Source organism: uncultured Sphaerochaeta sp. (assembly GCF_963676625.2).
In the GTDB taxonomy this organism is placed as follows: Bacteria; Spirochaetota; Spirochaetia; order Sphaerochaetales; family Sphaerochaetaceae; genus Sphaerochaeta.
In genome coordinates this window covers 1-26482 of sequence record NZ_CAXXYB010000005.1, presented here as the reverse complement: position 1 = coordinate 26482, position 26482 = coordinate 1, and the positions used below count along the sequence as shown (strand labels likewise).

The following is a 26482-nucleotide window of genomic DNA, read 5'->3' as shown; positions in this document are numbered from 1 at the left end:
TTTGGTTGCAATATTCTTGTAATTTTTTTATTTTATTTTATTTTTTGTTGAAATGGAGTCAATTCAATGACTGATAATTGGCAATATCTATATGTTTGCATACCCTTGATCTGTCTTAAGTCAAATAAAAAAGACCGAGGATAGGGATGCCTTACTATCCCTATCCAAACATACTTTTCAAAACATCAGAAAGAATATACTTCCGAGTCAGAAGATGATCCATTGTCAGTTGAATTTACATTGGCAGAATCAACACTGATTGTAAGTTGATACATACCGTTCTTTCTTGTTGCCACCAAGAGATTCATGGGATCTGTGCCAACGGAAGAAAGAGCCAAGGCACTGACAATATTCGATGAGTCCAGATATGAGGCATAGCCTTTGCTTATTGAGGTAGTTTTGCTAAATGTCGGAGCTGCTGTATTGTAATTTGCAATTGTATAGATGTACAGGGAACTCGCTTTTGTAGAGTTCTTGGAAATCAAGTACATGGTAGCCCCGTCAGAATCAAACACTGGATAGAAAAAGGCATTGTCAACATAATCCTGGGAAGAATCCTTGAGAGTGTAATGGTTGCTAATAGTACTTGCTAAAGTGGAATCAACACCAGTATACCGATATAAAAGTCCATCATAGGTAAGAACGTACAAATTACTATGAGTCGAATCATAATAGAAATTTGCGATCCGAATATCCGTAATGTCATCAATCAAACTTACAGCACCAGTAGGATCAACTAAATAATGTTTGTAGATAGGATTATCTGTATCGTCACTGTTTACAAAGGAGATGATGATAGGTGCCGCGGAATCAATATGCTTGGTTGTCTGCATCAAGAAATTGTCGAGACCGTAGCCATTAACCAATGAAGAAGAAAAGGTAGCAATGGAATTAAAACTACTGCCATCATAGGAAGTTATCTCATATGCAGCATCGCTTCCCTTTAGTACCAGCATTCTGTTTGAATACATATTATTAATAATAAAAGAAGAGGAAGAAAGAGTTGTTGATGTAACAGAAACATCAGGCTGAGCCGTACCATCCTCATCGTACGCCTTGAAGGTATCTGTTCCATTGGTCAGCACATATAGCTTATGTACAGAAGGATCATAAGCTGATGCCTTGATTAATTTTGTTTCTGCACTTTCAACCAATTTACTAGCGCTATTGACTGAGCTATTGGCAATCTTATAAATACCATCCGCTGTTTGAAAAAACAAAGTATCTTTTGCAGTATTTAACCCTAAAAGTCGTGAATACACGATATCAGCAGGAGTCGTAGTCTGGCTGATTTGCCTGAAAATTCCTTCTGAGGCATCACTATTGCAGGAAACCATAAAACCCAAGAGGGTGAGTAAAATTAGTATTGGCAAAGATTTTTTCATGCTAGGTACTCCTATTGACGATAAGTCACTGATAAAGTGATAGGAACAAAACCTGCTATTGCGTCGTCACCCGTGATAGCTTCCGTATAATTGAGTTCAGGTATAATCCATATGCCCGAAGTAAGGCCAAAACCCCAATGATCGATAGGGTACCACGTAATACCAAGTCCGATATTTGCATACAAAGTCATCAAGGAACCATCACCATACTTGATGAAAGCAGCTCCAAGTCCCAGGGACACAGGAATGTCGACCACTCCTTGCACGGGAAAATAGGTTATCTTTGCAAAAAAAGGAACTGCAGTAAATAACTCATCCTCTGCAGTATAATTGAAGTTATATCCAATTTCACCACCGATAGCAAATCTCGGTGTAGTAAACACCTGGTAACTGATAGCTCCATAGCCACCGGCATTCATACCTGTATTGCCTTCTCCAAGTCCGGTCAAGAATTCACCATCAGAGAAAAAATACTCAAAGGCCGGAATGGTAGTTCCAACGTTAAAGGAAAACATCTGGCTCCCTGTATCATAAAAAGGGGCAGAGTACATTGAGACAGGGAGTAAAATTGCTATCATAAATAGCATTATTCTTTTTTTCATGGTTACCTCATGTTTATTGACTTTATAACAAAACTTTTAGCATTTTGTTACAAACTCATCTTCTCGTATCATATCCAAAACATTAATATATTCATACCGTATCGCAAGTATATCAGCAAGGTTGTGGAAAAGGCAAATCACCAGCAGTGATTTATTGCCTCAATCACCTGTTTTGGGATATTGTAGGAATAAAGTAAGGAAGGTTCACGTGCAGCTATTGACTGGAAAAGAAGTAACTGAAGCAGTTTATGTAGATTTGAAGAAGAAGACTATCGATTTTATTGAAGAACATGGATTTGCCCCTACCTTGGCGGTGATTCTCGTCGGAAATGATCCGGCAAGCCAAAGTTATGTAAAAGGCAAGAAGAAAGCATGTATTTCTTTAGGTTTTGGACATAGGGATTATTCTTTACCAGAAGATACTTCCCAAGAAGAACTCCTAAGTCTTGTAAAGACCTTGAATGCAGATTCCTCAGTCCATGGGATACTTGTTCAATTGCCCCTGCCAAAAGGATTGGATGAGAATCTTGTAATCGCTACCATAGACAGTCGCAAGGATGTCGATGGCTTTCATCCAGAGACAGTAGGCAAACTTCTTATCGGACTTCCCTGTTTTGTCAGTTGCACACCCAAGGGAGTTCTGGAAATACTCGATTATTATAAAATAGAAACCCAAGGTAAGCATGTAGTTGTATTGGGAAGAAGCAATATCGTCGGAAAACCCATGGCTGCATTACTTATGCAAAAAGGCAGAGATGCGACGGTAACAGTCTGCCATTCGAAAACGAAAAATCTCAAGGAAATCACCAAGTTGGCAGATATTCTCATTTCGGCAATAGGCAAGCCTTTCTTTGTAACAGCTGATATGGTCAAACCAGATTCTGTTATAATTGATGTCGGTATAAACCGTATTGAGGATGCCACCCAGAAACGGGGTTATCGCCTGGTAGGTGATGTAGATTTTGAACATGTAAAGGAAAACTGCCTTGCCATTACCCCTGTCCCAGGGGGAGTTGGTGTCATGACTATCGCAATGCTCATGAAAAACACCTTCCAAGCAGCGATGCAACTTTCTCAAAAGGATAATCAATGATTCATAGTTACTGGCTCGAAACATATGGCTGTCAAATGAATGTCGCCGAAAGCAATGCCCTTGAACTTCAATTGAAAGGAGCAGGACTTGTTCCTTCTACAACTGCTGAAGCAGCTGATTGCGCTATCCTCAACACTTGTTCCGTGCGTAAAAGTGCTGAAAACAGGATTTGGGGAAGACTAGGTTTCTTCTCTCATGTGAAAACTCTTCACCCACTGATTCTCATCGTAACTGGTTGTATGGCTGAAAGACTTCTCGAGGATATGAAAAAAGAAGCTCCACAGGTAGATTATGTAATCGGAAACAATGATAAACAAAAGATTGTCGAAGTACTTACTTCTCCTGACGGAAATTTCTTGGAACATAACGATACCTATGGATTTGGAAATTCGTATTATAAGGATGGTGATGTCACTTCCTATATACCAATATTGAATGGATGTAATAATTTTTGCTCCTATTGCATTGTTCCGTATGTCCGGGGCAGGGAGCTTTCTCGCCCTGTTGAGGATATTCTTTCGGAAGTTGCATACCTTTCTTCCAAGGGTGTCAAGGAAGTAACCCTGCTAGGGCAAAATGTCAACAGCTACCATTTTGACGACAATGGGAATATCGTCACCTTCCCATCTCTATTGAAACGAATATGCGCAGTTGCCGGAACTATTGATTGGATTCGTTTTGAAAGTCCTCATCCAAAAGATTTTTCGGATGAATTGATACAAGTAATCAAGGAAGAACCCAAGGTAGCGAAACATTTGCATATTCCGATGCAAAGTGGCAACACCCGTATTCTTGAGCTTATGAATCGTCGATATACCAGGGAATCTTTTCAAGCGTTGATTACCAAGATCAAAAATGAAATCCCTGAGGTTACATATGCAACTGATGTAATGGTTGGTTTTCCTTCAGAGACCGAGGAAGAGTATCAACAGACGCTTTCATTACTTGAACAAATGTGCTGCATTGAGGCTTTCATGTATTACTGGAATCCAAGGGAAGGTACAAAGGCCATGGATATGAAAGGCCAGATACCCGAAGATCAAAAAGGAAAACGACTGGAACAATTGATTGCCTTGCAACACGAGATTTTTGCAAAAGAAAAATCCAAGCGTACAGGAGTGACCGTAAAAGTTTTGGTTAGCCAGGTTTCACGTAACAATAAGGAAGAGATGCTTGGAAGAACAGAGCATAACGAAATGGTGGTCTTCAACGGCAATTCCGAAATAGGTAGTTTTGTCTCTGTCTTTTTAACTGGGTTGAAGGGTAATACCTACACAGGAAACCTAGTCATATAGATAATTACAATTCTATACAAGAAGGAGCCTTATAATAAAAGGGCTCCTTCTTTATCGAAAATAAAAGAAAAGAAAAATCTTAAGCCCTTTCCCAAGTATCCCAGATTTCCTTCAGCGATTCTTCCCCTGCAAAATAATCTATGGGTTTTCCTTTCTCAAAGATTTCCTTGCCAATCAGATTGACCTTACCCGTATCTGGGTATTCACATACATCAAAACTAGTCTGCACTTTGATATCAAGGTACACAAGGTCTTCATTTTGGTCATTTCTGAGCTGATGGGCACCTTCCTTGCCCTTTTCAAAGAAGATACTGTCACCTTTCTCTACTACCTGGATTTTTCCTGGAGTTCGCAATTGACCTTTTCCTTCCAGGATTACAAAAATTTCCTCTGCATTGTGATGAAAATGATAAGGACAGGAATATTGTCCTTTCTTAAGCATGCAAACATGACTGGATACTTCTTTTTGGCCAGCAAGCTTGGAAATATCCTCACTTGAATATCCATTGTATTCAGGAATAGGCGCCTGATCAAAAGGAAGGTCAATGGTACTGCTATGTATTGTTTTTGACATTTATATCTCCTTTTCGCAGTATTATTATTAATATCTCATAAAAGCAAGGAAGATGATAGAATAGTATAGAAAAGTAGCATTTTTCATTCTTGTCTGCAGTAAAAATTATGGGATGACAAGCATAAGGACTACTCTTTTCTTTTTGTCTTCGTTCATTGATAAAAAGATATCAATGCCTGCTTTTGTATAAGTATTATTTCTTTAGAATGTATATATGTATACCCAATAGTTTTTAAAAAGACTAGAATATGGAGAAAAGAGTAACACCTGTTAAAAACCAATAATCGTAGGGTAGTGGGAGATCAGGCGAAAGGAAGTATTAGATGAGTGATAATCACGAAAACAGTATAGTCTTCGAAAGAAAAATTGAAAGACTGAAAACTCTTATATTGAAGTCAAATTCTATGGTTGTATTTACTGGTGCTGGAGTCTCCACTCTTTCAGGTATCCCTGATTTTAGGGGCAAAAATGGATTGTATACTGATCAATGGCACTCAATGCCGGTCGAGGAGATTCTCAGCATCTCTTTTTTTGATAAACATCCAGAACTTTTCTATCAGTGGGCAAAAGATGTTTGGTATCATCTTGAGGATTATCAACCCAATATTGTGCATACAACACTTGCAAGCATGGAAGCTAAAGGCTATGTAAAGGGTTTGTATACCCAAAATATAGACATGCTGCACAGAAGGGCAGGGAGCAAGAACGTCTATGAAGTGCACGGAAGTGCAAAAAATCATCACTGCAGGAATTGCAATAAATATTTTGACTATATAGAAATTGCTGATAAGGTACGCGACGGCATCGTTCCTAGGTGTGACCAATGTGGCGGCATTATCAAACCGGACATAGTATTTTATGGTGAAAACCTTGATTCATTTATTCTTGAAAGAGCTTATCAGCAATTCAGCACCACAGATTTGTGTCTTGTCCTCGGTTCTTCCTTGAGTGTACAACCTGCTGCTTCTTTCCCGTATTATGCAACGAGAAATGGAGCGCCTCTGGTTATCGTGAATGCCCAGGAAACAAACCAGGATACAGTGGCAACCTTACGTTTTTCTGATTTGGAACAAACTTTCAAGGCCTTGAGCTCTTGGTTCGAGACAGTAGAACCCAAAAATAATTAGTTTAACTTTTTTTTCCTCAATTTCTACCGTACAATACTTACATGAATGTATTGGTTGCTGATGATGAAGAAAAAGTATGTAATTTGATTTGTGCCTTGATTGATTGGAAAAGACTTGGCTTGAATCTCTGTGGAACAGCTTATGATGGAATAAGTGCTCTTTCTCTCATAAAAGAAAAAAAGCCTGATTTGGTTATTACCGATATAAGGATGCCTGGGCTCGATGGCCTTGAATTGATAAAACAAGCGAAAGAATTCAATGAATCATTGGAATTTATTATAATAAGTGGACATAGGCAATTCGATTATGCCAGGACTGCTATAAAATATGGTGTTGCTGATTATTTATTAAAACCAATAAAACAACAAGAGCTGGAACAAACCATCTCAAAAATGATCGCTAGGCATATACAAAAGGAGTCCTTACAGAAAACTTCCGATTTTCTATTGCAAAAAGTAAATGAAAGCAAAGAACAGGAACGGGGTAGAGCAATCAAAGAGCTGATAGAACAAGACAATGTTTTATCGCTGGAGAAATGTTTTTTCTTTTCTGATTTTGCTCGGTTTCTTTCAATTAAAGTCGATTATTCCGAGAGTCCGGAAGCAGGATTTCTACTTAAGGACAAAATAGATGAACTACTAAAAAGAGAATATGAAACTATTTACAAGGATATTGCCGTTTATTTATGGGGTAACTATATTCTCATATTAATTTCTTATAAAAGCCAACTGGATGATCTTCTGCTCAACAAAACTACGCTTTTTCTTCTTTCTTTTCTAAAAACACAGACTGAGATATTTCAGGGACTATCTTTTACCATAGGTGTTGGTCTTGCTGTTACAGACGTTAAAGATCTCAAAAATTCTTTATTATCATCCAAACAAGTTTTGTCCAGACGTCTTGTTGAAGGATGCATGAATAAATATGTTTCTGAAAAATTTGAACCACCTATACCAGGGCAATATTGCATTGAATTTTTTTCTACTCTTGAGGATTCCTTTGCCAAGGAATCCTTGGAACTGCTTAGGGATAATTGCCTGTCTCTTTTGAAAAAGATTTCTTCTTCATCCTTAAGTCCCTATGCTCATCAACAAATACTTTTTGATTGCTTTTCACGATTGGTCTCATTCATAAGACAACAGAATGTTTGCATAGCTGAGACTGAGAAAGCAATTGAAAAAGGATATTCCTGCTTGGATAACGCAAGAACACTGGTTTTATTGGATGCAGTATTTTGTGAATCCGTTGAAAATCTTTTTGTATTATTCATTGAACATGCTAAACAAACAATTTCAAAACCAATTCGCCTCGCTCAGCAGTTGATTGCAAAACAATATTCTGACGAAAGACTTTCCCTGGAAGCAATCAGTGATCAAGTTAATCTTAACAGTTCATATTTCAGTGCATTGTTCAAGAAAAATTGTTCCATCGGGTTTGGAGAATATCTTCAAGACATACGTATCAAACAAGCTAAACAACTACTTACTGAGACTACCCATTCCATCTCGGAAATATCGCAGAAAGTTGGCTATCATGATCCAAAGCATTTTGCAAAAGTTTTCAAGAAAGCCTGTAAAATCAAACCAAATGAATTCAGGAAATTATATGGTTAAAAAAAAGTTCTATTTGGTTACTAGATTAGAAATAATATTGATATTTTTTTCCATGGTAATCCTTGGATTGTTTTTTCTGGCTATCGGTTATAAAAAAGAAGTTATACAAAGTGTTTTTTGGTTGTTCATACCATTTTTTCTTTTATTATCCATATTGATTACCCTGTATTTTTGGGTATATCTTCCCTATAAAACTACAAATCATATTCTTCAATTGTTTTCTACAGGATATACCTTCGAGAGCATTATCGATAAACGATGCCCTATCAACAAAGAAATGGAAGAAGTGGACTGCAAATTGCATTCCTTGTTGAACACTGATCAACTGATGAATGCCAGTAAACGTCAAGCACAATTCCTTGCCTTACAAAACCAGATTAATCCGCATTTTCTCTACAATACCTTGGAAGGTATACGATCTGAGGCTCTTATTGCAGGGCTGACTTCCGTTGCTTCCATGACAGAAGCTCTTTCAACATTTTTTCGATATACCATTAGCAATGTAGAAAATCTGGTAACTCTTGAGCAAGAACTCGAAAATACCAGAAATTATTTTTTCATTCAACAATTTAGATTTGGAACTCGGTTGAAACTAATAGTGACACTTGATGAAGAAGATCGAAATGAAACAATGCATTACCGTATTCCAAAGCTCACCTTACAACCAATTGTAGAAAACTGTATTATTCATGGTTTGGAATGTAAGGTTGGGGAGGGGATTCTTAGAATTCATATCGAAACTACCCAGTCTAGACTGCTTGTTACGATTAGCGACGACGGAGTCGGAATGGAACCATCTGTTCTTAGTAATATGAACCGCAGCCTTTCCATACGCAGTCTGGATTATGTACGACATGATGAAGTTCATGTGGGAATTGCCTTGGTGAATGTAAACAATAGAATTAAATTATTATTTGGAGAACAATATGGACTCACGGTAACCAGTCAAGCAGGGGTAGGTACTGATGTACTTATCGTGTTGCCCAGAAGTGTGGAGGAACAACCACAGAAATGAAAGAAGAGCTTATTCGGCTTGAACAAGTTTCATTGCCTCCCTATCTTTTTGATATTAATATGCACCTCAATAAAGGGGAAATAGTAGGTCTTATTGGAATTAATTCATTAGGAATAAATGAATTAATCACCATCATGACAAGAAATATACCAATTCATTATGGACATGTATATTGTGATGATAAATTGGTCAATGATTATTTATCCAGTTCACGAAAAAAAAACAGAGTTGTGGTTATCCAAAAAGAATCGATGCTAATCGATTCCATGACTGTAGAGGAAAACCTCTTTATTCTTAGGCAAAATGCACACAAGCATCTCGTCAATTTCAAGACTCTCACAGGACAAATGCAAATTCTCCTTCAACCTCTTGGAATTGATTTGGCACCGAAAACCCTTGCAAGAGACCTTTCGCCATATGAAAAACTGGTAGTGCAATTCATAAAGGCAAGCATTTGCAAAGCTGAAATAATTATACTTAAGGATATTTCCAATTTTGTAAGCGAGGTTGACCTTAAGAAACTTAATGAAGTCCTGCAATTTTTAAGAAAACTGGGAATGACCTTTCTGTATGTTTGCAATCATCATCAAGATGCTTTTCGTTTTAGTTCTCGCTGTTATTTAATGCAGGAGGGAAGAATTGTAAAGCATCTTTTTTCCTATCAAATGAATGACGAGGTAATTTCGCATTTTAGTAATATCTTTGAAGAACGAGTAGAGAATAATCAGAGGCAACGGCAATATGATTCTACCAATACTGAAGGGTCCAATGCATTTTCCTGTGAAAATGTTGTATATCGAAATATCCATGGACTGAATCTTACAATTCACAAAGGTGAAACGGTAGTGCTGCTCGATAGTGAGAGTTTGGTGAATGAAGATTTATTTTTTTTGCTAAAAGGTATTGCGCAGCCAGAAAGCGGACAACTATTTGTAAATGGCCATTATCCTTTTAAACATGATAGGGCTGTCGCCATGATCGAGGCAAAACCTGTAGAGACCTTGCTTTTCCCCCAACTTTCAGTCTTGGACAATATTTGCTTTACTTCGGATGAAAAAATTGATCATCTTTGGTTGAATCATAGTAAAAAACAGTCTATTGCAAAGGAATTGGAATCTAGCTTTGGACCAGAAATCTATCATTCTTCTCTTTATGGACTCAATAATGAGACTTTATACAAGATTGTGTATCAACGAATACTTTTACAGAAGCCTTCTTTTGTTTGTATCGTACAACCGTTTGCTTCCGTTGATATGTATCAGCGTATACAACTAATCTCGTTTCTTGATAATTTCAGACAAAAGGGAATGGCTGTATTGGTTTTGGCCGTTTCCCTTTCCGATACGCTCCAAGTTGCCGATCGTCTTGTTGTTGTAAAAAAAGGCAAGGTAGAGAGGCAATCAAATAGGCCAGAATTCTTTCAATACAGCAATATTGCAGGTTCTGTACCAGGAACAGCCTTGCACTGAAAAGAATATTTTTCTCTCTTTTATTTGTAATTTATCTCAAAACCTAAAAAATGATATACCTTTTCCAAATTCTTTCCCTCTTTGCCAAACGTAGTTTCAATGTAAGACTTATTACAGGGAGAGAGAACTTAATGGAAAATAAAAGATACATCGTTCAGATGAATCATATTTATAAAACATTCCCTGGAGTAAAGGCTCTTGATGATGTTTCATTCAATCTTTGTGCAGGAGAGGTAATGGCCTTGCTTGGAGAGAATGGAGCTGGAAAATCTACCTTGATGAAAATACTGAGCGGCGTATATACCCGTGACAATGGTGATATATTATTATTCGGGAATGAAGTGGAAGGAGATCTTACGCCTATAAAGGCTCAAGCCCTAGGGGTTGCTATCATCCATCAAGAATTGAATATGTGCGCTCATTTGACTGTAGCCGAAAATATTTTTTTAGGAAAGGAAATCCTCAAGAAGGGCATGCTTGATAAAAGGGAAATGAACAGGCAAGCCAGCACCATACTCAATTCCCTGAAAATTGCTATTAAACCAGAGACTATTCTGGGTTCTCTTGCTGTTTCAAAGCAGCAAATGGTTGAAATTGCAAAAGCCCTTCAATCTGAAGCCAAGATACTCATCATGGATGAGCCTACCAGTGCACTGACCAGTAAGGAAATCAATCAACTTTTTTCCTTGATTCGGGAATTGAAGACAAAAGGTTGCGCTATAGTCTATATCAGTCATCGATTGGAAGAATTACAGCATATCGTCGACAGGGTAACCATAATGCGTGATGGGAAATTTATCATTGAGGACGATTTCAAGGCTCTTTCAATGGAAACGATCATTTCCTATATGGTAGGTAGGAAAATCGAGGAAAAATTTCCGAGAATAGATACAAAAAAAAGTGAAAGAATACTGGCTGTCAAAAACTTGAATGCAGGAAGGATGGTCAGGAATGTATCCCTGGAAGTTTATAAAGGAGAAATTCTTGGAGTTGCAGGGCTAATGGGAGCAGGGAGGACAGAAACTACAAGGGCAATTTTTGGGGTTGATCATAAGGATAACGGCCAAATTGAGCTGGAAGGGAATATGATTTCCATTTCTTGTCCGAATGATGCCATCAAACAAGGGATAGTATTGGTTCCAGAAGACAGAAAACGCGATGGACTGTGTACAAAACTTTCCGTTAGGGAAAATGTTGCCTTACCCAACCTGGATATAATTTGTAATCGTATTGGGATAATCAACAAAAAGAAAGAAAAATTAATGGTAGACAAGGCTATTTCCGATTTACATATCAAGTTACCGACCGGTGAGGTCAATGCCTCTTCACTTTCTGGTGGGAACCAGCAAAAAGTGGTGGTTGGAAAATGGCTAGCCAGAAATAGTAAGGTAGTTATTTTTGACGAACCTACCAGAGGAATTGATGTTGCGGCAAAGGTCGAAATCTATCATTTGATGAATCAACTCAAGCAACAAGGGATAGGGGTATTATTCGTTTCAAGCGAAATGCCTGAAATCATGGGAGTCTCAGATCGTATCATTGTTATGTGTGATGGACGTGTCACGGGAGAATTGATGAGATCCGAAGCTTCCCAGGAAAAAATCTTGGCTTTTGCCACCAAATTTGAAAACAAATTTGAAATCGAAAACAAATAGGATGATTGAGATGGAAAGGGAAAAAAGAAATCCGTTGAAAAAATTTTTGGCTATTAGGGGAATTGGGCAGATAGTTACTGTTACTATTGGGCTGATTGTACTCTATGTTGTATTTGGCATCATGAATCCTGTGTTTTTTTCCTCACGGAATATCGCCAACCTGCTACGGCAAATTGCTCCTATTCTTTTAATAGGGATAGGCCAATCCTATGTCTTGATAACCGGAAATATTGATCTTTCCATAGGTTCGGTGGTTGGGATGAGTTGCATGATCAGTGCAACAATGATGACCAAGGGAGTAAGCCCTATCATTGCTGTCATTGTGACTATGATCTGTTGTCTGGCAGTCGGATTGGCCAATGGTCTACTTGTTTCCTTTGCAAAACTACCTCCCTTCATTGCCACGTTGGGAACAATGACTATCGCCAGGGGCATTGCTCAGATAGCAAATAACAACTACAACACCGACAGTATCGGAGAAGCAGCACAGGGATTCAGGGATTTTTTCTATTATGGAAGAACTATGGGGTTGTATAACACCATCTGGATTGCTGCAATCCTTTGGCTTCTGTTTAATTTTATATTGAACAGAACAAAAAGTGGCCGACATATTTATGCCATTGGATCAAACCTTGAGGCAGCAAGACTTAGTGGTGTAAATGTTATTTCTGCAACGAACAAGGCTTACCTGGTGTCCGCCTTTGTCTCTTGTGTGGTAGGCCTTATTACCAGTGCAACCTCTGGTATGGGTACCATGGATGCTGGTAACAGCTATGAACTGTATGCAGTTGCAGCTTCAGTAATAGGGGGAATCTCAACGCTTGGAGGTCAGGGGCTTCTCTTTGGTACAGTAATCGGAGCTTCCATTTGGGGAGTACTTCAGAATGGTTTGCAATTCGCAGGAGCTCCAGTTGCAATCAGGAATATTGTAATCGGGGTCATAGTAGTTGTGTCAGTACTTCTCGATGTAATAGTTCGTTCTGGAAAGGGTTCTTTTAAAAAGAAATCTGTTGTTGTCAAGTAATTTATTTCACAGTTTGTGAATGTAAATAGTGTTTCTAAAAGGAGAAATTTCTATGAAAAAAAGTGTCGTATTCGTGTTGTGTGCATTGCTGCTCGTAACTTCCTTGTTTGCTCAGGGTACCCAAGAAAAAACTAAGGGTAATTACAAGGTGTATCTTATCACCATGGACCAGATGGATCAGCATTGGGTAAACGTTGACAAGGGAGCCCAGAAAGCTGCAGCCGAACTTGGTGGTATCGATTACAAATGGCTTGCCCCTGATATCAAGGACGATGCAAAACAGATTGAATGCATCAACAATGCAGTTGCTGGTGGAGCAGATGCCATCATGCTTGCTGCCAATGGTCCTACAGCAGTAACCGCAACCTTAAAGGAAGCTGCCAATGCTGGCGTGAAAATAATTTATGTCGACTCTGCAGCAAATTTTCCTGCGGTTCAGACTCTTGCTACAGATAACACCGCTGCAGGAACCACAGCCGGAAAAGAATTGATCAAGGCTTTGGAGGCAAAGGGCGTAACTTCCGGAAAAATCGGAGTCATTTCTGTCAATAGCGCCACTGCTTCTACTGTTGCCCGTGAGAATGGCTTCAAAAAAGCTTTTGAAGGTTCCAAATTTACTTTACTGGAAACACAATATTGCGATGGTGATGCTGCACGATCCAAAGATATGAGTGCAAACTTCATAACACAAGGCGTAGTAGGTCTTTTTGGAGCAAATGAAGGTTCGACCGTCGGTATAGGCAATGCCATCGCCGAAGCAGGAAAGAGCGTAATTGGTGTAGGTTTTGATAAATCCGATATGATTCTCAATTTAATCAAGAACGGTTATTTGCTTTGCACTATGGCACAGAATCCTGATGTCATGGGTTATGAAGGTATGAAGACTACTATCAAGGCATTGAAAGGGGAGCCTATAAGTTCCGAATATTATGATACAGGAGTTTCAGTTCTGACAAAGAATTCTCTTTAATTTCTTTCTTTATCTTACAGATGAAAGGGATTGTTTTGTTTTCAAAACAGTCTCTTTCATTTTGAAAATCAATAGGTACTATCAGGGGACTTTGAAATAAAAAAGTGTTATGCTTGCCTTCTTTTGCCTTTCTTCGTATAGTATAGATACTCCAAGGGAGAAATCCTAAGGGGGTGTTTCGGTTTCGACTGGCGGTAGATCAGGTCAGTGGCTGCAAGCGGAGCGCCAACTCCCAAAACTAGCAAAAATTTTAACTGCCAAAAAAGAAGACGAAGTCTCCTTCAATGCAGAATACGCCCTCGCTGCCTAATAGCACGAAGACGTACAAGCCCAGCTTCTGCCGCTCTTAAGAACTGGTAACTTGTAAAAACAGGGGCTTACTTGTTGGAGTGCCTACGGCCAACAGGGAAAATTAAGCAGGCTACGATGGAAGGACGTTTTGCAGATGAACCAGCCTACCATTGGAAATTTGATCATCTACTAAGCTTGTAGACGTCATTGGGTGGCCCGTTAGGACGGGGGTTCGAATCCCCCCACCTCCAAAACACCAAAGGCTAGGATATCAAATAGATAGCCTAGCTTTTTTTTTCGATGGCAGATAAGACTGGTTCATAGGAATTGCTCTAAAATTTGGATGGAGTGAATATGATCATAAGTGCCAGCAGGAGAACAGATATTCCTGGCTTTTACAGTGATTGGTTTTACAGACGAATAGAGGAGGGGATGGTCTATACCAGAAATCCCAGAAATCCAAAACAAGTAAAAATAATAACATTATCGCCCGATACGGTGGATGGTTTTGTCTTTTGGTCAAAGAATCCTTTGCCAATGCTGCCAAGATTGATTGAACTTGCATCATATCCCTACTATTTCCAATATTCCTTGACTCCCTATGAAGAAGATGTACAGCCAAAGGTTCCTCCAGTATTTAATATTGGAATTGAGACGTTCAAACGGTTTTCGGCTTTACTTGGACCAGACCGGATTATTTGGCGATACGATCCAGTTCTTCTCAGCAAAAAATATGACCATTCGTTTCATATCAAAAATTTTTCACGAATGGCTTCCCTGTTGGAAGGCTACACCAATCATTGTACGTTCAGCTTTCTGGATGACTACAGGACTATAATAAAGAATACGGCAAAACTAGGCTTGCAGGTAATACAAAAAGAAGACATGTATCTTCTTGGCAAAGAATTCTCCTTCATAGCCAAAACATATTCCATGGCACTTGATACCTGTGCTGAAACCATTGATCTGCAAGAATTTGGAATTTCTCATGCCCGATGCATCGATGATCGTATACTGGCAAAAATAAAGGGAAAGAATTTGAACTTGAAAAAAGATCCAAACCAACGTTCTGTCTGCGGTTGCGTCCAAAGCGTCGATATTGGCACGTACAATACATGTATGCATGGCTGTCTCTATTGTTATGCCAATACAAAACCCCATATTGCAACCAAGGTATCTAACCCAAATTCTTTCTTTCTGTAACTCTTTTGTACTGAAGCATTCAAAACAGTCATATTTCGTACAAATCGAAGCAGCAGACTATTCACAAACTATCATGCGATGGATATGATTGCGAATCGAGATCGTTTTGAACAAAAGAAAAAATGAATATACCAAAAATAAAGCAAGACCTTTGTATTCTCTTTAGAAAGGAACCCATCTTGTGCATGGCTTGTCTACTGGCCTTGGGCTCCATGTTCTTGGTAAAACCTTCCAATAAATATCTTACCTATATTGATTTCAAGGTGCTGGGATGTCTTTTTTGTCTCATGCTGGTAGTTGCGGGGTTTCAAAAACTGTATTTTTTCAATCATCTTTCCGCATTTCTTCTTCAATTCGCCCATACGCCACGGCAGGTTTCAGGTATTCTTGTATGCATTACATTTTTTTTATCTATGGCAATTACCAATGATGTTGCTCTCATTACCTTTGTTCCTCTTACTCTTATAATTTTTTCTCTTTGCAAGAAAACAAAGCCAATATTACTTACCATAGTATTGCAGACAGTTGCTGCAAATATCGGAAGCTCCCTTACACCTTTCGGGAATCCCCAGAATCTTTTTATATTTTCATATTATTCCATGACAAGCAGTACTTTTTTCAAAACCATGCTTCCCTTGGTTTTTCCAGGGGCTTTGGTACTTCTCTTGCTTCTGAAAGGAATAACGTCCGATAAGACAGATTTTTTTGTTCAAGTTGAAACTCCTTTAAAGTTGAATAAACGTCAAATAATACGTTATTCAGTATTGTTCATTGTTTCCTTGAGTGCAGTGTTCAGCATCCTTCCCTGGTATATCGCACTATTGATAGTATCTATTTTTTCTGAAAAAATTCTTTTCAGATCTGTCGATTATTCTCTTCTATTGACCTTTCTGGCTTTGTTCATATTTGTCGGTAATTTAGGGACATCCTATCAAGTCCAAAATTTTTTCAAGAACCTACTTATCGGAAAGGTATTTCTTACTTCTTTATTTGCCAGTCAATTCATAAGCAATGTACCGGCAACGCTCTTGCTTGCAAAATTTACATCAAATGCAACCCAATTATTGCTAGGTGTAAACGCAGGAGGATGCGGTACTTTGATTGCCTCCATGGCATCTCTTATATCTTTTAAGTATTTTGCAAATTTTTCACCCAGTCAGGTCACTCGTTATATTGTGGTGTTTACTGCCATCAATGTATTTTTTATCATTCTTTTCCTTGGTATTTGGAGCATATTTCTCCAATAGTACGACAAACATTTTATTCTTTACTTTCGCTAGCCTCGTCAGATATTTCTCCTATCAAGGGAAGTATATTGTTTTGTTGTGCCAATTCAACGCTCTTCAGGCCTCTTTGACTCAAATGGGTATATAAATCAGAAAGTTGTTCACTGCTATGGCCAATGGTCATTCTCAGGATATGCTCATCAACAGAGCCTCTCAAAAGTGTATTGGCCATATGTCTCAATGAATGGAACGTAATATTTCTTTGTTGTATCTCTTCTTTTGTAAGTATCTTTGATTTTTCAAGTTCTATCTGCATTCTCTGACAAAAGTAATGACTGGATACGTAGACACCTGTTTTCTTACTCCAAAAGACCAAATTTCCTGTAGGTACCAAAATATTCTCTTTTGCCAAGGATATCAGTTCCTTGCAAAGGAATAGAGGACAAGGTACTAGCCTGGTCTTTTTTCCTTTTGGTATTTTTAGTCCAGCTTTATTTGCATAGGCATACTCAACAGTAATCAAGCCATCGTGAATTGAAGTACTTTGCAAGCCTCGTAACTCACCACTACGCATACCTGTCAGTAAGGAAAGCAAACAGGCCAGATATATTCTATGTTCACCCTGTGCCTTCAGGTATTTCATAAAATGAGTCAATTCTTCCTCTCCCAGTATCCCACGCATCTTATGTACACAAGTAAGTGGACGAATATGTATGGATATGGAATTGTCGAGTAACCCATTTTGTTTTGCTTCCTGAAGAGCAAGGGAAACTGCCTGCATGCATATATTGATTGTTGAATGGGAAATTGCGCCCTTTTTTACCAAAGAGAATTGCAAGTCTTCCAAAATACGAGTTGTTACTTTTGATAGTAACAGATCCGTTTGGATAATTGGTAATATATGGTTTTTTATCAGGTTTTGCCTTGTTGCCATATAATCAGGAGAAATGCTTCCTGGATCCAATAGATTTCTTTTCTGGACATATGAGCTCGTATTCCAATCAAAAAAGGTATTGAGATATACAAAAAGGGTAGTAGGAAGATTTTTACTGAAGATCAAGCCTTCATCCAATGCTTTCTTACATATGAGAATAGCTTCATCCCTTCTCTTGATTGGAAGGTCTGACAGGTTTCCCATTTTTTTCCGCAATGTTTCTACGCTTTTTTTGTTTGTTCTCTTTCCTGTCTCAGGATCCCTGAATAGGGCATACCAATATATCCTTCCATTTTGTTCAATTTTGCATAAGGTGAATGGTGAACTGTTGATCATTTCGATATGCCTCATTTTTCTTTTTGTTCAATTACTTGTTCATTCTTCTATAATTTATAAATAAAACACTCGTCTATATAGATTTTTATTTTCTTTATATATTGTAAGTTATTTCTTTTATACAATCAATATTATTTCTACCTGTTCTTACTTGTATTCAGTAAGTACGTTTTTTAGACTACGACATTTTTGCTTTACATAATATATGTATATGTTATTTATATACATAATTATTACATTGTTTACTATGTTATTAATAATAAGGTTATAGTTTTTATTATTCGTTAATACCATATTATACTCATCTTTTTATAAATTTTAATATATTTATAAGCTTTACATATTTTTAATATATTTTTTTTAATTGTTAATTATCATTTTTTGTTATATTTTTATGCATTTCTTTATGCATATTTTATTATATGCAGTTTTTATTGCATACTATTATAGAACATTTTTTGCTTTACATAATTTTTCACTCTATATTTTCAAATGTTTCTACACATATAGACAAATGTTTTTTTATTTATGTTATTATCTATACTATTAGTATAATTTTTTTTCTTTCAGTTGTTTTTAAACTTGGATTTCTTTATTATATTGTTCTATTTATGTTAAATATCCAATTCAATTTCATGCATATCGGAATAAACAAGAACTATTTTGCATAAAAACAAAGCCAGTCTCCAAAAGTTGGGCTGGCTTGTAAAGAAAGTATTCTCATTTTTTAAATCAGATGGCAGGTGTGATCAATATTGAAGCTGTTTCAGCTCCCTTCTTGTATCCCTGCTGACATCACGTTCTTTTATGACGTTTCTCTTGTCATGCATTTGTTTTCCCCTACAAAGAGAAACTTGTACCTTTACTAGATTCCCTCGCAAATATACTGAAGTGGGTATAAGGGTAAAGCCTTTTTCATCAACCTTCCTCTTGAGCCTCTTGATTTCGTCCTTATGGGCAAGCAATCTTCTATTTCGTTCAGGATTATGATTGTTGATATTCCCATGCGTGTAGGGCTGTATAGTCAAGCCTACAAGCGTCAGGGCATGTGCAGTTACCGTTACATAACTATCGGCAAAACTGAACCGACCGTCTCGTAACGATTTGACCTCAGTTCCCACCAAGGCAATCCCACATTCGAGGTCTTCCAATACTTCATAGTTGAAATATGCCTTTTTATTCTTCTGTAAAGGTTTGAAGGCATTCTTGTCTTGTTTCATCTTATAATTCCCATGCTATGCGAAAACCAATCAGATCCCCGCATGCGATTTTGCTGACAGCACCGACAGTATGTTCTGTTATATCGGAAGGTGAGTTTTGATAACTCCCTCCTTTTACTATACAATCTGTCGTAACGCCCATTTTTATTGCCAGGTTTTTGACAGCCTGGTAATCAGTTAACCTTTGCAACGGAATATACTCACTATCGGTAAATTCCCAGACACCCCCAAGCATGGCGGAACAACTACTATGATCAGAATCAAGGATAGTCAAGGTTTTCGTGTAAGGTTTATCCGTTGCTGCAAAGGCAGCTAATGTCCATTGCTCTTGCGAAGGTATAAATACTTTTTTCCCTGTCTTTTGTGATAACCAGTCGCAAAAGGCTTCTGCTGCCTTGAAACTGATATTATGAATGGGTTTTCCGGTAGCAAAAACAACGGAAGGAGTAATTCCACTCAAATAATATTCATCTACCAAACCTTTTTTGTACAAGTCATCACTATTGGTCTTATCCCAGAGAGGGTTAGCTTTCACAAACAAGGCCCATTGATATTCACTGACCGGGGTAGTGGCAATGGTATAGGTATTGGTCTGCACGTTCACGCCAGCTTCGTTGGTATCAGGAAAAATGGATAAAGCAGCTTTTCCCATCACAAAGGAAGTAGCTGCATACGTAAGACCCTCCTGAGTGAAATCCTCAAATGAAAGCGATGCCGATTTCCCTGTATTCTTGATAGGCGTTGCGGCAAGACCCATTTGATTCTTGCTATCTGCCGATACAAAGAGTTTGGAACTGACATCCAAGGCTGTTTTTGCAATATCCGAAGTTATTGACAATCCCGCCTCAGAGAGCATCGTCTTTGCATTATTTGCATCGCTGAGTATTTCAGATGAGGTAATGAAGTTCGTTCCAAGTGCAAAACTATCATTGACAGTTGCTTTATCCAATCCAAGAGCTATTGCATCCTGTGCCCATTTTTTAAAGACAGGAGAATATTTGGTTACTTCATCAAAAGAAGTAATCGTACTAGTACGGGCAATTTCATTCAAATTAAATATATTGATAGACTCTTTTTCATTTTCTGTCAGGCTTTTCAAGGTCGGTTCATAGATTGTATGCCTATGAATTATGTTCGTCAGAAAGACAGGATGGTCAATCACCAATTGCGTTTTGGCAACCTGGATACCACCTTTCTCATACACAACTGTATGCTTACCGCTTGCAATAAAAAATTGATACGGAGTACCTCCCAGGTATACATCGTCAACATATACCCCTGTTTCAGAAAGTGGACTGTTGAAATTGACATATCGTCCTCCCTTATGTATCCCCGGGAGAAAACAAAGGAGAAAGACAATAAGCAAGATACCTATTGTCAAGAGGGTAAAGATATAGATACCAGGCCGAAGTCCCAGAATATGTGGAAGTTTCACTTCTTCCACTTGCGGAAGTTCAATATGCTTTTTCATAACTACCAAAGGTATCTTGCCCGCTTGAGCTTGTCAACTCGCACCTATTGTGCTATTTTGCTATTCATGGATGGAATTTGGACTTTTCTTGAAAAAAAGACAGTCAGTATTCTTACTCACCGCAAGGCAGAGAAGGCATATGAACTTGCCAATAAGAAACCGCGTACCGTTGTAGGAGAAATCAAGGGCTGGGTTGATGCCCTTGTATTTGCTGTATTTGCCGTATTGATTATCAATCAATACGTGTTTCAACTTTTTCTCATACCAACTCCGTCCATGGTAAGTACGCTGCTTGTCGGAGATAGGGTATTTGTCAGCAAAACCAGTTTTGGAATTGAAGCCTACCCAAGCGGTCCCAAGATAGCCATGACCAATCGTCAGGTACACAGAGATAATATCATCACGTTTTACAATCCTGAATATATTACCAAGGGACCATTCTTTGATATTCTTTCACAAATTCTTTACATGGGAACTTTTTCCCTGGTCAATATTGACAGGAATCCTGACGGATCCACTGCAGAAAGATTATACGTCAAGCGTGCAGTTGGTTTCCCGGGAGAAGTAATACATTTCCAGGAAGGTAACGTGTATATCCGCCCGGCAGGAAGCAATGCTTTCATTGATGAGCGTACCTTCCGTTCAACAAATGGTCTTTCAGAAGGTCCCCATAGAAGCCTGGATGCATCAACCTATGACGGGATTAAGGCCTGGGGTTCACTGATGGGCTACAAGGATCTTGGATTCTCACCCAATAATGCACCTTCTTACCTATCCAATGCATACAATTCAGTCAAGAATGATTCTTACCCCAAGGATATGTATCAGTTCGAGACTTCCAGGACCAGAACCAAAGCCCTGTTTGATCCCAGCAATTTCAGTTATCGCAATGAAAGCCATAAATATAGCGAAGGCATCTATGTACCTGAAGGTTCAATCCTTCCTCTTGGGGATAACCGTGACGATTCCCGTGATGGCAGGTATTTCGGCCCTGTTTCCCAGAAAAAAATCAATGGTAGGGTACTTTTCCGTTTCTGGCCTTTTAGCAGAATCGGATATCTCGGGAATAAATAGTGGATACTTTCCTTTCAGTTGAAGAACTGTCACTGTATGTCCATATCCCTTTCTGTACTAGTTGCTGTTCCTACTGTGCCTTCTATTCTGAACCAGAAAATTTCTGGCTTGAATATCGTGAGGCATATGTAGCCCGTCTCGAACAGGAAATATGTCAATATGCTGATTCCCTGGGTCAGCCCTTTGTAACAATTTTCTTTGGCGGGGGTAATCCTGGATGTCTTTCTTTTTCACAATTGGAAAGGTTGCTTCTTGCTGCTACAACCTATGGGTTGGCTGAAGAATGTACGGTTGAGATGAATCCAGAATCGTTCAGGGATGATCTCTTCCCGCTTTTTGAGAAAAAGTTGATTACTCGTCTGAGTATGGGTATCCAAAGCATGAACCCAACTACGCTTAAAAGACTGGGAAGGAATGCTTCAAGAGAAGAAAACTTGCAAGGTATTGCCTTGGCAAATAAAGTACATGCTTTATACGGGACTGATCTTTCCTTTGACCTCATGACTTGCATTCCTGGGCAAACAATTGCTCAGGCAATAACAGATATCGATACCGTTGTTTCCCTTTCGAAGGCAGATCATATTAGTTTGTATTGCTTGACGATAGAGGAAGGTACAGCCCTTGCCAATCTTGTCGATAAAAATCTCATTTCCCTTTTGCATGATGACTTTCAGGCTGAAATGCTTACTTCTTGCTGGAATCATCTTGCATCCCTGGGATATGGACATTATGAAATATCCAATTTTTCCAAACTGGGTAAACGTTGTCTGCATAACCTTCGCTATTGGGAACTGAAAAGCTATATAGGATTGGGCAGCAGTGCAGCCTCGACCTTGGTCAAAAACCAGCAGGTCATGCGAATTACCCAAGAGCAGGATTTGAAGTCCTTTTCCTCATCTGCCATTTTTTCAGGATATAGAACAGAAACCTTATCAAGCACAGAACAAATGGAAGAATATTTGCTCATGGCTCTTCGCTCTGATGAAGGCATTTCAAAAGAGCAGTTTTCCATGAGATTTTTCAATACTTTTGATTTTCTTTTTGAAAATACAATCAAGACTCTTGATAAAAACTGGTTTTTTGATACACCGTATAGCTTTTCATTGCAAGAAGAAGGAATGCTATTTTTGGACGACATTACCCTAAGACTGGCCATGTCCATCTCGTAACCCCTTGACCGGGTCTGCTAGTTGTGATAGCTTAAATGGGTTCGTTTTAGACTTAACGCATACTAATATTTTGAGAGGTTCAATTATGTCCGGCCATAGCAAATGGGCTACAATCAAACACAAAAAAGGTATCGCCGATGCAAAGCGCGGCCAGAAATTCACAAAACTGATCAAAGAAATATCAGTTGCAGCCAAGATGGGTGGCGCCGAACCTGACACGAACGCTAGGCTCCGTACCGCTGTCCTTAAAGCCAGGGCCGAAAACATGCCCAAAGACAATATCGACAGAGCAATCAAGAAGGGTGCCGGAGAACTGGGTACTTCTATTTATTATGAACTTACCTATGAAGGTTATGCACCTGGTGGAGTTGCTATCATCATTGATACCTTGACTGATAACAAGAATCGAACGGCCAGCGATGTGCGCTCTACCCTTACAAAATCTGGCGGCACCCTTGGAGCCACAGGTTGCGTATCCTATATGTTCCAGACCAAAGGTATCATTACGTTCGATGCTTCAAAATACACTGAAGAACAGATTTTTGAGGTTGCCCTGGAAAACGGTGCTGATGACGTAACTTCCAATGAAGATTCAATTGAAGTAAGCACCTCCCCGGCAGACTTTGCAAACGTACTTGAAGCCCTGCAAGCTGCAGGTTTTGAGCAGGAAAGTGCTGAAGTAGAGAAGATTGCTGATCAAACAGTGACCCTCGAAACTGAAAAGGCCCGTAAGGTTTTGAAAATTGTCGATCGCCTAGAGGAACTGGATGATGTCCAGGAGGTTTTTACGAACCTCGAGCTCCCCGATGATTTCGAGGAAAGTGACGAAGCTTAACGCATGAGAATCCTCGGTATAGATCCAGGATATGCACAGACAGGCTGGGGCGTTGTCGAAACAAGCGGACAACGTAACCGGCCTGTTTCTTTTGGAGTCATCAAGACAGCGGCCTCCATGGCTGATAACGAGCGAATATTCTTTATTGCAAGTTCCATTGGCAAAATTGCCGAAGAGCAAAAAGTAGATATTTGTGGAATGGAAGATATCTTCTTTACCAAAAATATCAGTTCTGCTATACCTGTAGCAAAGGTTATTGGGGCGGCCGTACACCAGCTTTATCTGCAACATATTGAAGTCAGGCTTTATAGCCCTCCGACTATCAAGAGTGCAGTAACTGGATATGGGGGCGCTGACAAGAAGCAAGTGCAAGAAATGGTGAAGATTCTTCTTGGCTTCGAGAAAATCCCAAAACCGGACCATGCGGCAGATGCTTTGGCAGTAGCCATTTGCTTGTCTGTCTTTGATGCTACACAAAAGAGGATACAAGGAAAATGATACATGCAGTCATTGGTGACATCGTAGCCGTAACGGAACAGGAAGTCATTTTGCGTGGAGGGTCCCTTGAGTATTCCCTATTTATTACAGGGCTGACAGCCAGTAAGCTCAGTCAGTTACAGGGAAGTGACCGACAACAAGTACGACTTCTTTCAGTCTTGCAGCATCGTGAAGACAGCATGACACTTTTTGGGTTCCTTGATGAGGCAGAACGTGAAGCTTTCAAACAATTGCAGTCCGTTTCAGGTATCGGGGCAAAACAAGCCTTGAGGATACTCTCAGGAATAAACGTGAAGCAATTGGCTGAAGCTTTGGATAGTGGAAATGTGAAGCTACTTGCTTCGATTCCCGGCATTGGGCCCAAGACTGGACAAAAAATGGTTCTGGCCTTGAGAAATAAATTGGTCCTTGAGGAAGAAATTGATGCTTCTTCCTTCTCAGCGCCAAAGGCTGGTAGATTCAAGGTGTGGAATGATATTCTCGATGCTCTCTTCGAAATGGGATATGACCGTAAGCGAAGTGAGGAAGTTTTGGATAAGCTGATTACCCAATTGGGTCCCCAGCTTGATTCTCTGGGAAAGCATGAAGCGGAAGAGTTGCTCTTTCGTAATGCGATTATCGCATTGGGGTAATGAATGGATGATTTCGAAACAGATTTGAAAGATCTCGATGAATTGCAAAACAGTTCAGTGATTTCTACATCCTTCCAAACGGAAGCAGACGCACAGGAAAACATTCTAAGACCTAAAATGCTTTGTGATTTCCAAGGACAGCAACAACTCAAGGACAATCTTTCAATATTCGTAAAAGCAGCAAGGGAACGTCAAGAACCCTTGGATCATACGTTTCTCATAGGCCCCCCAGGCTTTGGGCAAGACAACTCTTGCTTCTATCATTGCAAACGAAATGGGCGCGGAAATCAGAATGACCAGCGCTCCAGCATTGGATAAGCCAAAGGACTTGGCTGGAATTCTGACCAAATATCACAGAAGGTTCTGTTTTCTTCATAGATGAAATTCATCGCTTGAAACCAGCCTTGGAAGAAATGCTTTATATTGCAATGGAAGATTTTGAAATTGATTGGGTAATAGGACAGGGACCTGCTGCCAGGACCATGAGAATTCCCTTGCCAAAATTCACCCTTGTGGGAGCTACAACAAAGGCAGGATCAGTTTCCAGCCCTCTTTCATCACGATTTGGCATAACGTGTCATATCGATTTTTACAATGAAAAGGAACTTGCCCAGATTATTGCACGATCTGCCAATATCATGGATATCTCAATTTCTCAGGATGCAATTATCCGATTGGCTAAGATGCAGTCGAGGGGACTCCCAGGATTGCCAATCGTCTGCTTAGGCGATTACGAGACTTTGCAACAGTCTTGGGTGACGGGACAATTACCATTGATATCATAAACCATGGGCTCGAACGCCTTGGCATTGATTTCAATGGACTCGAGAAACAAGACAGAAATATTCTTAGGACAATTATTGAATTTTACGATGGTGGACCCCGTCGGTGCAGAGACCTTGAGCATATCGGTAGGAGAGGCAATAGAATCACTTGAGGATTTCTAATGAACCATATCTTATCCAAAAGGGATATCTGAAACGAACCCCGCGGAGGACGCATGACCACAAAGAAAGCCTATGATTTGCTTGGTCTTTCTGAGATAAGGAATAGTAATGAAGATCAAGGAATTCTCTTTTGATTTACCGCCTGAACTCATAGCCCAAACTCCATCGGGAACACGTGGCAATGACAGGCTTTTGGTATTGGACAGGATTAGCGGGTACCTATACTGATGCGATGATGAATGATTTCGTGGATTTTCTCTCAAGAGGGAAGTGTCATTGTAATCAATAACAGCAAGGTCAGGAAAGCTCGAGTCCTATGGCATGAGCGAAACAGGTGGAAGGGTAGAATTCCTTTTCCTGGAGGAAAATCTCGATCATAGCTGGAATGCGATGGTCACCAAGCTGAAAAAAACAGCATATTGGCAAGCGATATACATTTGTCAGTGCAGATGGTTCAGTTTCTTATCAAGGCCAGTATCATATCGGAAAATAAGGATGATACCCGGACGATAGCGTTCGAACAGCCTCTTGGATGAAAACTTTTTTCATGTACTGGGGCATGTACCACTTCCCCCATATATCAAGCGAGAAGATGATTTTCAGGATGAAAGCCGGTATCAGACAGTTATATGCAAAAACCGAAGGATCTGTTGCGGCCCCTACGCCGGGTTGCATTTCACCCAAGATATAATTGATAGAATAAAGGCAAAAGGGTGTGTGTTTGCTCCTGTGACCCTTCATGTGGGACCGGGTACATTCCCTTCCTGTAAGGACTGAGGATCTCGAAGATCATCATATGCCATTTTGAGCGATATGAAGTAAGT

At 39.3% G+C, this 26482-nt stretch carries 24 protein-coding genes, 1 other RNA gene and 1 pseudogene; 20 read left to right on the top strand and 6 right to left on the bottom strand.

Translation table 11 applies throughout. From position 1 onward, the window contains the following. Positions 1–185: 185 nt before the first annotated feature. Positions 186–1385: a hypothetical protein gene (locus tag ACHZBG_RS09725; protein WP_320129266.1), complete on the bottom strand. Its 1200-nt coding sequence runs from the start codon at positions 1383–1385 to the stop codon at positions 186–188. Between the two features lie 11 nt (positions 1386–1396). Beyond that, a complete protein-coding gene (locus tag ACHZBG_RS09720; protein WP_320129265.1) occupies positions 1397–1987 on the bottom strand; it encodes a TP0733 family outer membrane beta-barrel protein in 591 nt (196 codons plus the stop codon). 208 nt (positions 1988–2195) lie between these two features. On the opposite strand from ACHZBG_RS09720, the gene ACHZBG_RS09715 reads away from it, so the two are divergent. Further along, positions 2196–3080, top strand: a complete 885-nt coding sequence (locus tag ACHZBG_RS09715) for a bifunctional 5,10-methylenetetrahydrofolate dehydrogenase/5,10-methenyltetrahydrofolate cyclohydrolase (protein ID WP_320129264.1) — start codon at positions 2196–2198, stop codon at positions 3078–3080. Further along, the gene (gene miaB / locus ACHZBG_RS09710; protein ID WP_320129263.1) at positions 3077–4375 is read left to right on the top strand and encodes a tRNA (N6-isopentenyl adenosine(37)-C2)-methylthiotransferase MiaB; all 1299 of its coding nucleotides are present in this window, start codon (positions 3077–3079) and stop codon (positions 4373–4375) included. The genes ACHZBG_RS09715 and miaB overlap by 4 nt, the downstream gene beginning before the upstream one ends. 79 nt (positions 4376–4454) lie before the next feature. On the opposite strand, the gene ACHZBG_RS09705 is transcribed toward miaB, so the two are convergent. Continuing rightward, positions 4455–4949 carry a cupin domain-containing protein gene (locus ACHZBG_RS09705; protein ID WP_320129262.1) on the bottom strand — a complete coding sequence of 165 codons (495 nt, stop codon included), beginning with the start codon at positions 4947–4949 and terminating at the stop codon, positions 4455–4457. A gap of 323 nt (positions 4950–5272) precedes the next feature. On the opposite strand from ACHZBG_RS09705, the gene ACHZBG_RS09700 reads away from it, so the two are divergent. The 10 genes from ACHZBG_RS09700 to ACHZBG_RS09655 all read left to right on the top strand — a co-directional run bounded on the left by ACHZBG_RS09700 (position 5273) and on the right by ACHZBG_RS09655 (position 16563). Then, positions 5273–6076 (top strand): NAD-dependent protein deacylase, encoded by an 804-nt coding sequence (locus ACHZBG_RS09700; RefSeq protein ID WP_320129261.1) that lies wholly within the window; start codon positions 5273–5275, stop codon positions 6074–6076. Positions 6077–6117: 41 nt separating this feature from the next. Continuing rightward, positions 6118–7689, top strand: coding sequence for a response regulator (locus tag ACHZBG_RS09695; protein ID WP_320129260.1), 1572 nt, complete (start codon positions 6118–6120; stop codon positions 7687–7689). Then, positions 7682–8704 (top strand): sensor histidine kinase, encoded by a 1023-nt coding sequence (locus ACHZBG_RS09690; protein ID WP_394699382.1) that lies wholly within the window; start codon positions 7682–7684, stop codon positions 8702–8704. Before ACHZBG_RS09695 ends, ACHZBG_RS09690 begins: the two co-directional genes overlap by 8 nt. Then, positions 8701–10173: an ATP-binding cassette domain-containing protein gene (locus ACHZBG_RS09685; protein WP_320129258.1), complete on the top strand. Its 1473-nt coding sequence runs from the start codon at positions 8701–8703 to the stop codon at positions 10171–10173. Before ACHZBG_RS09690 ends, ACHZBG_RS09685 begins: the two co-directional genes overlap by 4 nt. A 131-nt stretch (positions 10174–10304) precedes the next feature. Next, complete coding sequence (locus tag ACHZBG_RS09680; RefSeq protein ID WP_320129257.1) at positions 10305–11828, top strand: sugar ABC transporter ATP-binding protein; 1524 nt, start codon at positions 10305–10307, stop codon at positions 11826–11828. A gap of 10 nt (positions 11829–11838) precedes the next feature. Beyond that, positions 11839–12852 carry an ABC transporter permease gene (locus ACHZBG_RS09675; protein ID WP_320129256.1) on the top strand — a complete coding sequence of 338 codons (1014 nt, stop codon included), beginning with the start codon at positions 11839–11841 and terminating at the stop codon, positions 12850–12852. 52 nt (positions 12853–12904) lie between these two features. Further along, entirely contained in the window at positions 12905–13822 is a 918-nt protein-coding gene (locus tag ACHZBG_RS09670) for an ABC transporter substrate-binding protein (protein ID WP_320129255.1), read from the top strand. A gap of 169 nt (positions 13823–13991) precedes the next feature. After that, positions 13992–14367, top strand: a transfer-messenger RNA (tmRNA) gene (gene ssrA, locus ACHZBG_RS09665). A gap of 100 nt (positions 14368–14467) precedes the next feature. Beyond that, positions 14468–15316, top strand: coding sequence for a DUF1848 domain-containing protein (locus ACHZBG_RS09660; protein ID WP_320129254.1), 849 nt, complete (start codon positions 14468–14470; stop codon positions 15314–15316). A gap of 185 nt (positions 15317–15501) precedes the next feature. Then, positions 15502–16563: an SLC13 family permease gene (locus ACHZBG_RS09655; protein WP_320129253.1), complete on the top strand. Its 1062-nt coding sequence runs from the start codon at positions 15502–15504 to the stop codon at positions 16561–16563. Positions 16564–16576: 13 nt separating this feature from the next. Here the strand turns inward: ACHZBG_RS09655 and ACHZBG_RS09650 are convergent, their stop codons facing one another. The 3 genes from ACHZBG_RS09650 to ACHZBG_RS09640 all read right to left on the bottom strand — a co-directional run bounded on the left by ACHZBG_RS09650 (position 16577) and on the right by ACHZBG_RS09640 (position 20503). Beyond that, a complete protein-coding gene (locus ACHZBG_RS09650; protein WP_320129252.1) occupies positions 16577–17680 on the bottom strand; it encodes a tyrosine-type recombinase/integrase in 1104 nt (367 codons plus the stop codon). Between the two features lie 881 nt (positions 17681–18561). Beyond that, positions 18562–19032 (bottom strand): SsrA-binding protein SmpB, encoded by a 471-nt coding sequence (smpB, locus tag ACHZBG_RS09645; protein ID WP_320129251.1) that lies wholly within the window; start codon positions 19030–19032, stop codon positions 18562–18564. A 1-nt stretch (position 19033) separates the two neighbouring features. Then, complete coding sequence (locus tag ACHZBG_RS09640) at positions 19034–20503, bottom strand: SUMF1/EgtB/PvdO family nonheme iron enzyme (protein WP_320129250.1); 1470 nt, start codon at positions 20501–20503, stop codon at positions 19034–19036. A 66-nt stretch (positions 20504–20569) separates the two neighbouring features. Here ACHZBG_RS09640 and lepB point away from each other — a divergent pair, with 66 nt between their 5' ends. The 8 genes and pseudogenes from lepB (at position 20570) to ACHZBG_RS09600 (ending at position 26435) form a co-directional block, all read left to right on the top strand. Beyond that, positions 20570–21577 (top strand): signal peptidase I, encoded by a 1008-nt coding sequence (gene lepB, locus ACHZBG_RS09635; RefSeq protein ID WP_320129249.1) that lies wholly within the window; start codon positions 20570–20572, stop codon positions 21575–21577. After that, positions 21577–22746, top strand: coding sequence for a radical SAM family heme chaperone HemW (gene hemW, locus ACHZBG_RS09630; RefSeq protein WP_320129248.1), 1170 nt, complete (start codon positions 21577–21579; stop codon positions 22744–22746). The genes lepB and hemW overlap by 1 nt, the downstream gene beginning before the upstream one ends. 85 nt (positions 22747–22831) lie before the next feature. Beyond that, positions 22832–23581 (top strand): YebC/PmpR family DNA-binding transcriptional regulator, encoded by a 750-nt coding sequence (locus tag ACHZBG_RS09625; RefSeq protein WP_320129247.1) that lies wholly within the window; start codon positions 22832–22834, stop codon positions 23579–23581. 3 nt (positions 23582–23584) lie between these two features. Beyond that, positions 23585–24079 (top strand): crossover junction endodeoxyribonuclease RuvC, encoded by a 495-nt coding sequence (ruvC, locus tag ACHZBG_RS09620; protein WP_320129246.1) that lies wholly within the window; start codon positions 23585–23587, stop codon positions 24077–24079. Continuing rightward, positions 24076–24711 carry a Holliday junction branch migration protein RuvA gene (gene ruvA, locus ACHZBG_RS09615; protein WP_320129245.1) on the top strand — a complete coding sequence of 212 codons (636 nt, stop codon included), beginning with the start codon at positions 24076–24078 and terminating at the stop codon, positions 24709–24711. Before ruvC ends, ruvA begins: the two co-directional genes overlap by 4 nt. Positions 24712–24714: 3 nt before the next feature. Then, positions 24715–25792 (top strand): annotated as a pseudogene (ruvB, locus tag ACHZBG_RS09610) (Holliday junction branch migration DNA helicase RuvB). After that, positions 25767–25886 carry an S-adenosylmethionine:tRNA ribosyltransferase-isomerase gene (locus tag ACHZBG_RS09605; protein ID WP_320129244.1) on the top strand — a complete coding sequence of 40 codons (120 nt, stop codon included), beginning with the start codon at positions 25767–25769 and terminating at the stop codon, positions 25884–25886. The pseudogene ruvB and the gene ACHZBG_RS09605 overlap by 26 nt, the downstream one beginning before the upstream one ends. A gap of 300 nt (positions 25887–26186) precedes the next feature. Next, positions 26187–26435 carry an S-adenosylmethionine:tRNA ribosyltransferase-isomerase gene (locus tag ACHZBG_RS09600; RefSeq protein ID WP_320129243.1) on the top strand — a complete coding sequence of 83 codons (249 nt, stop codon included), beginning with the start codon at positions 26187–26189 and terminating at the stop codon, positions 26433–26435. Positions 26436–26482 lie beyond the last annotated feature (47 nt).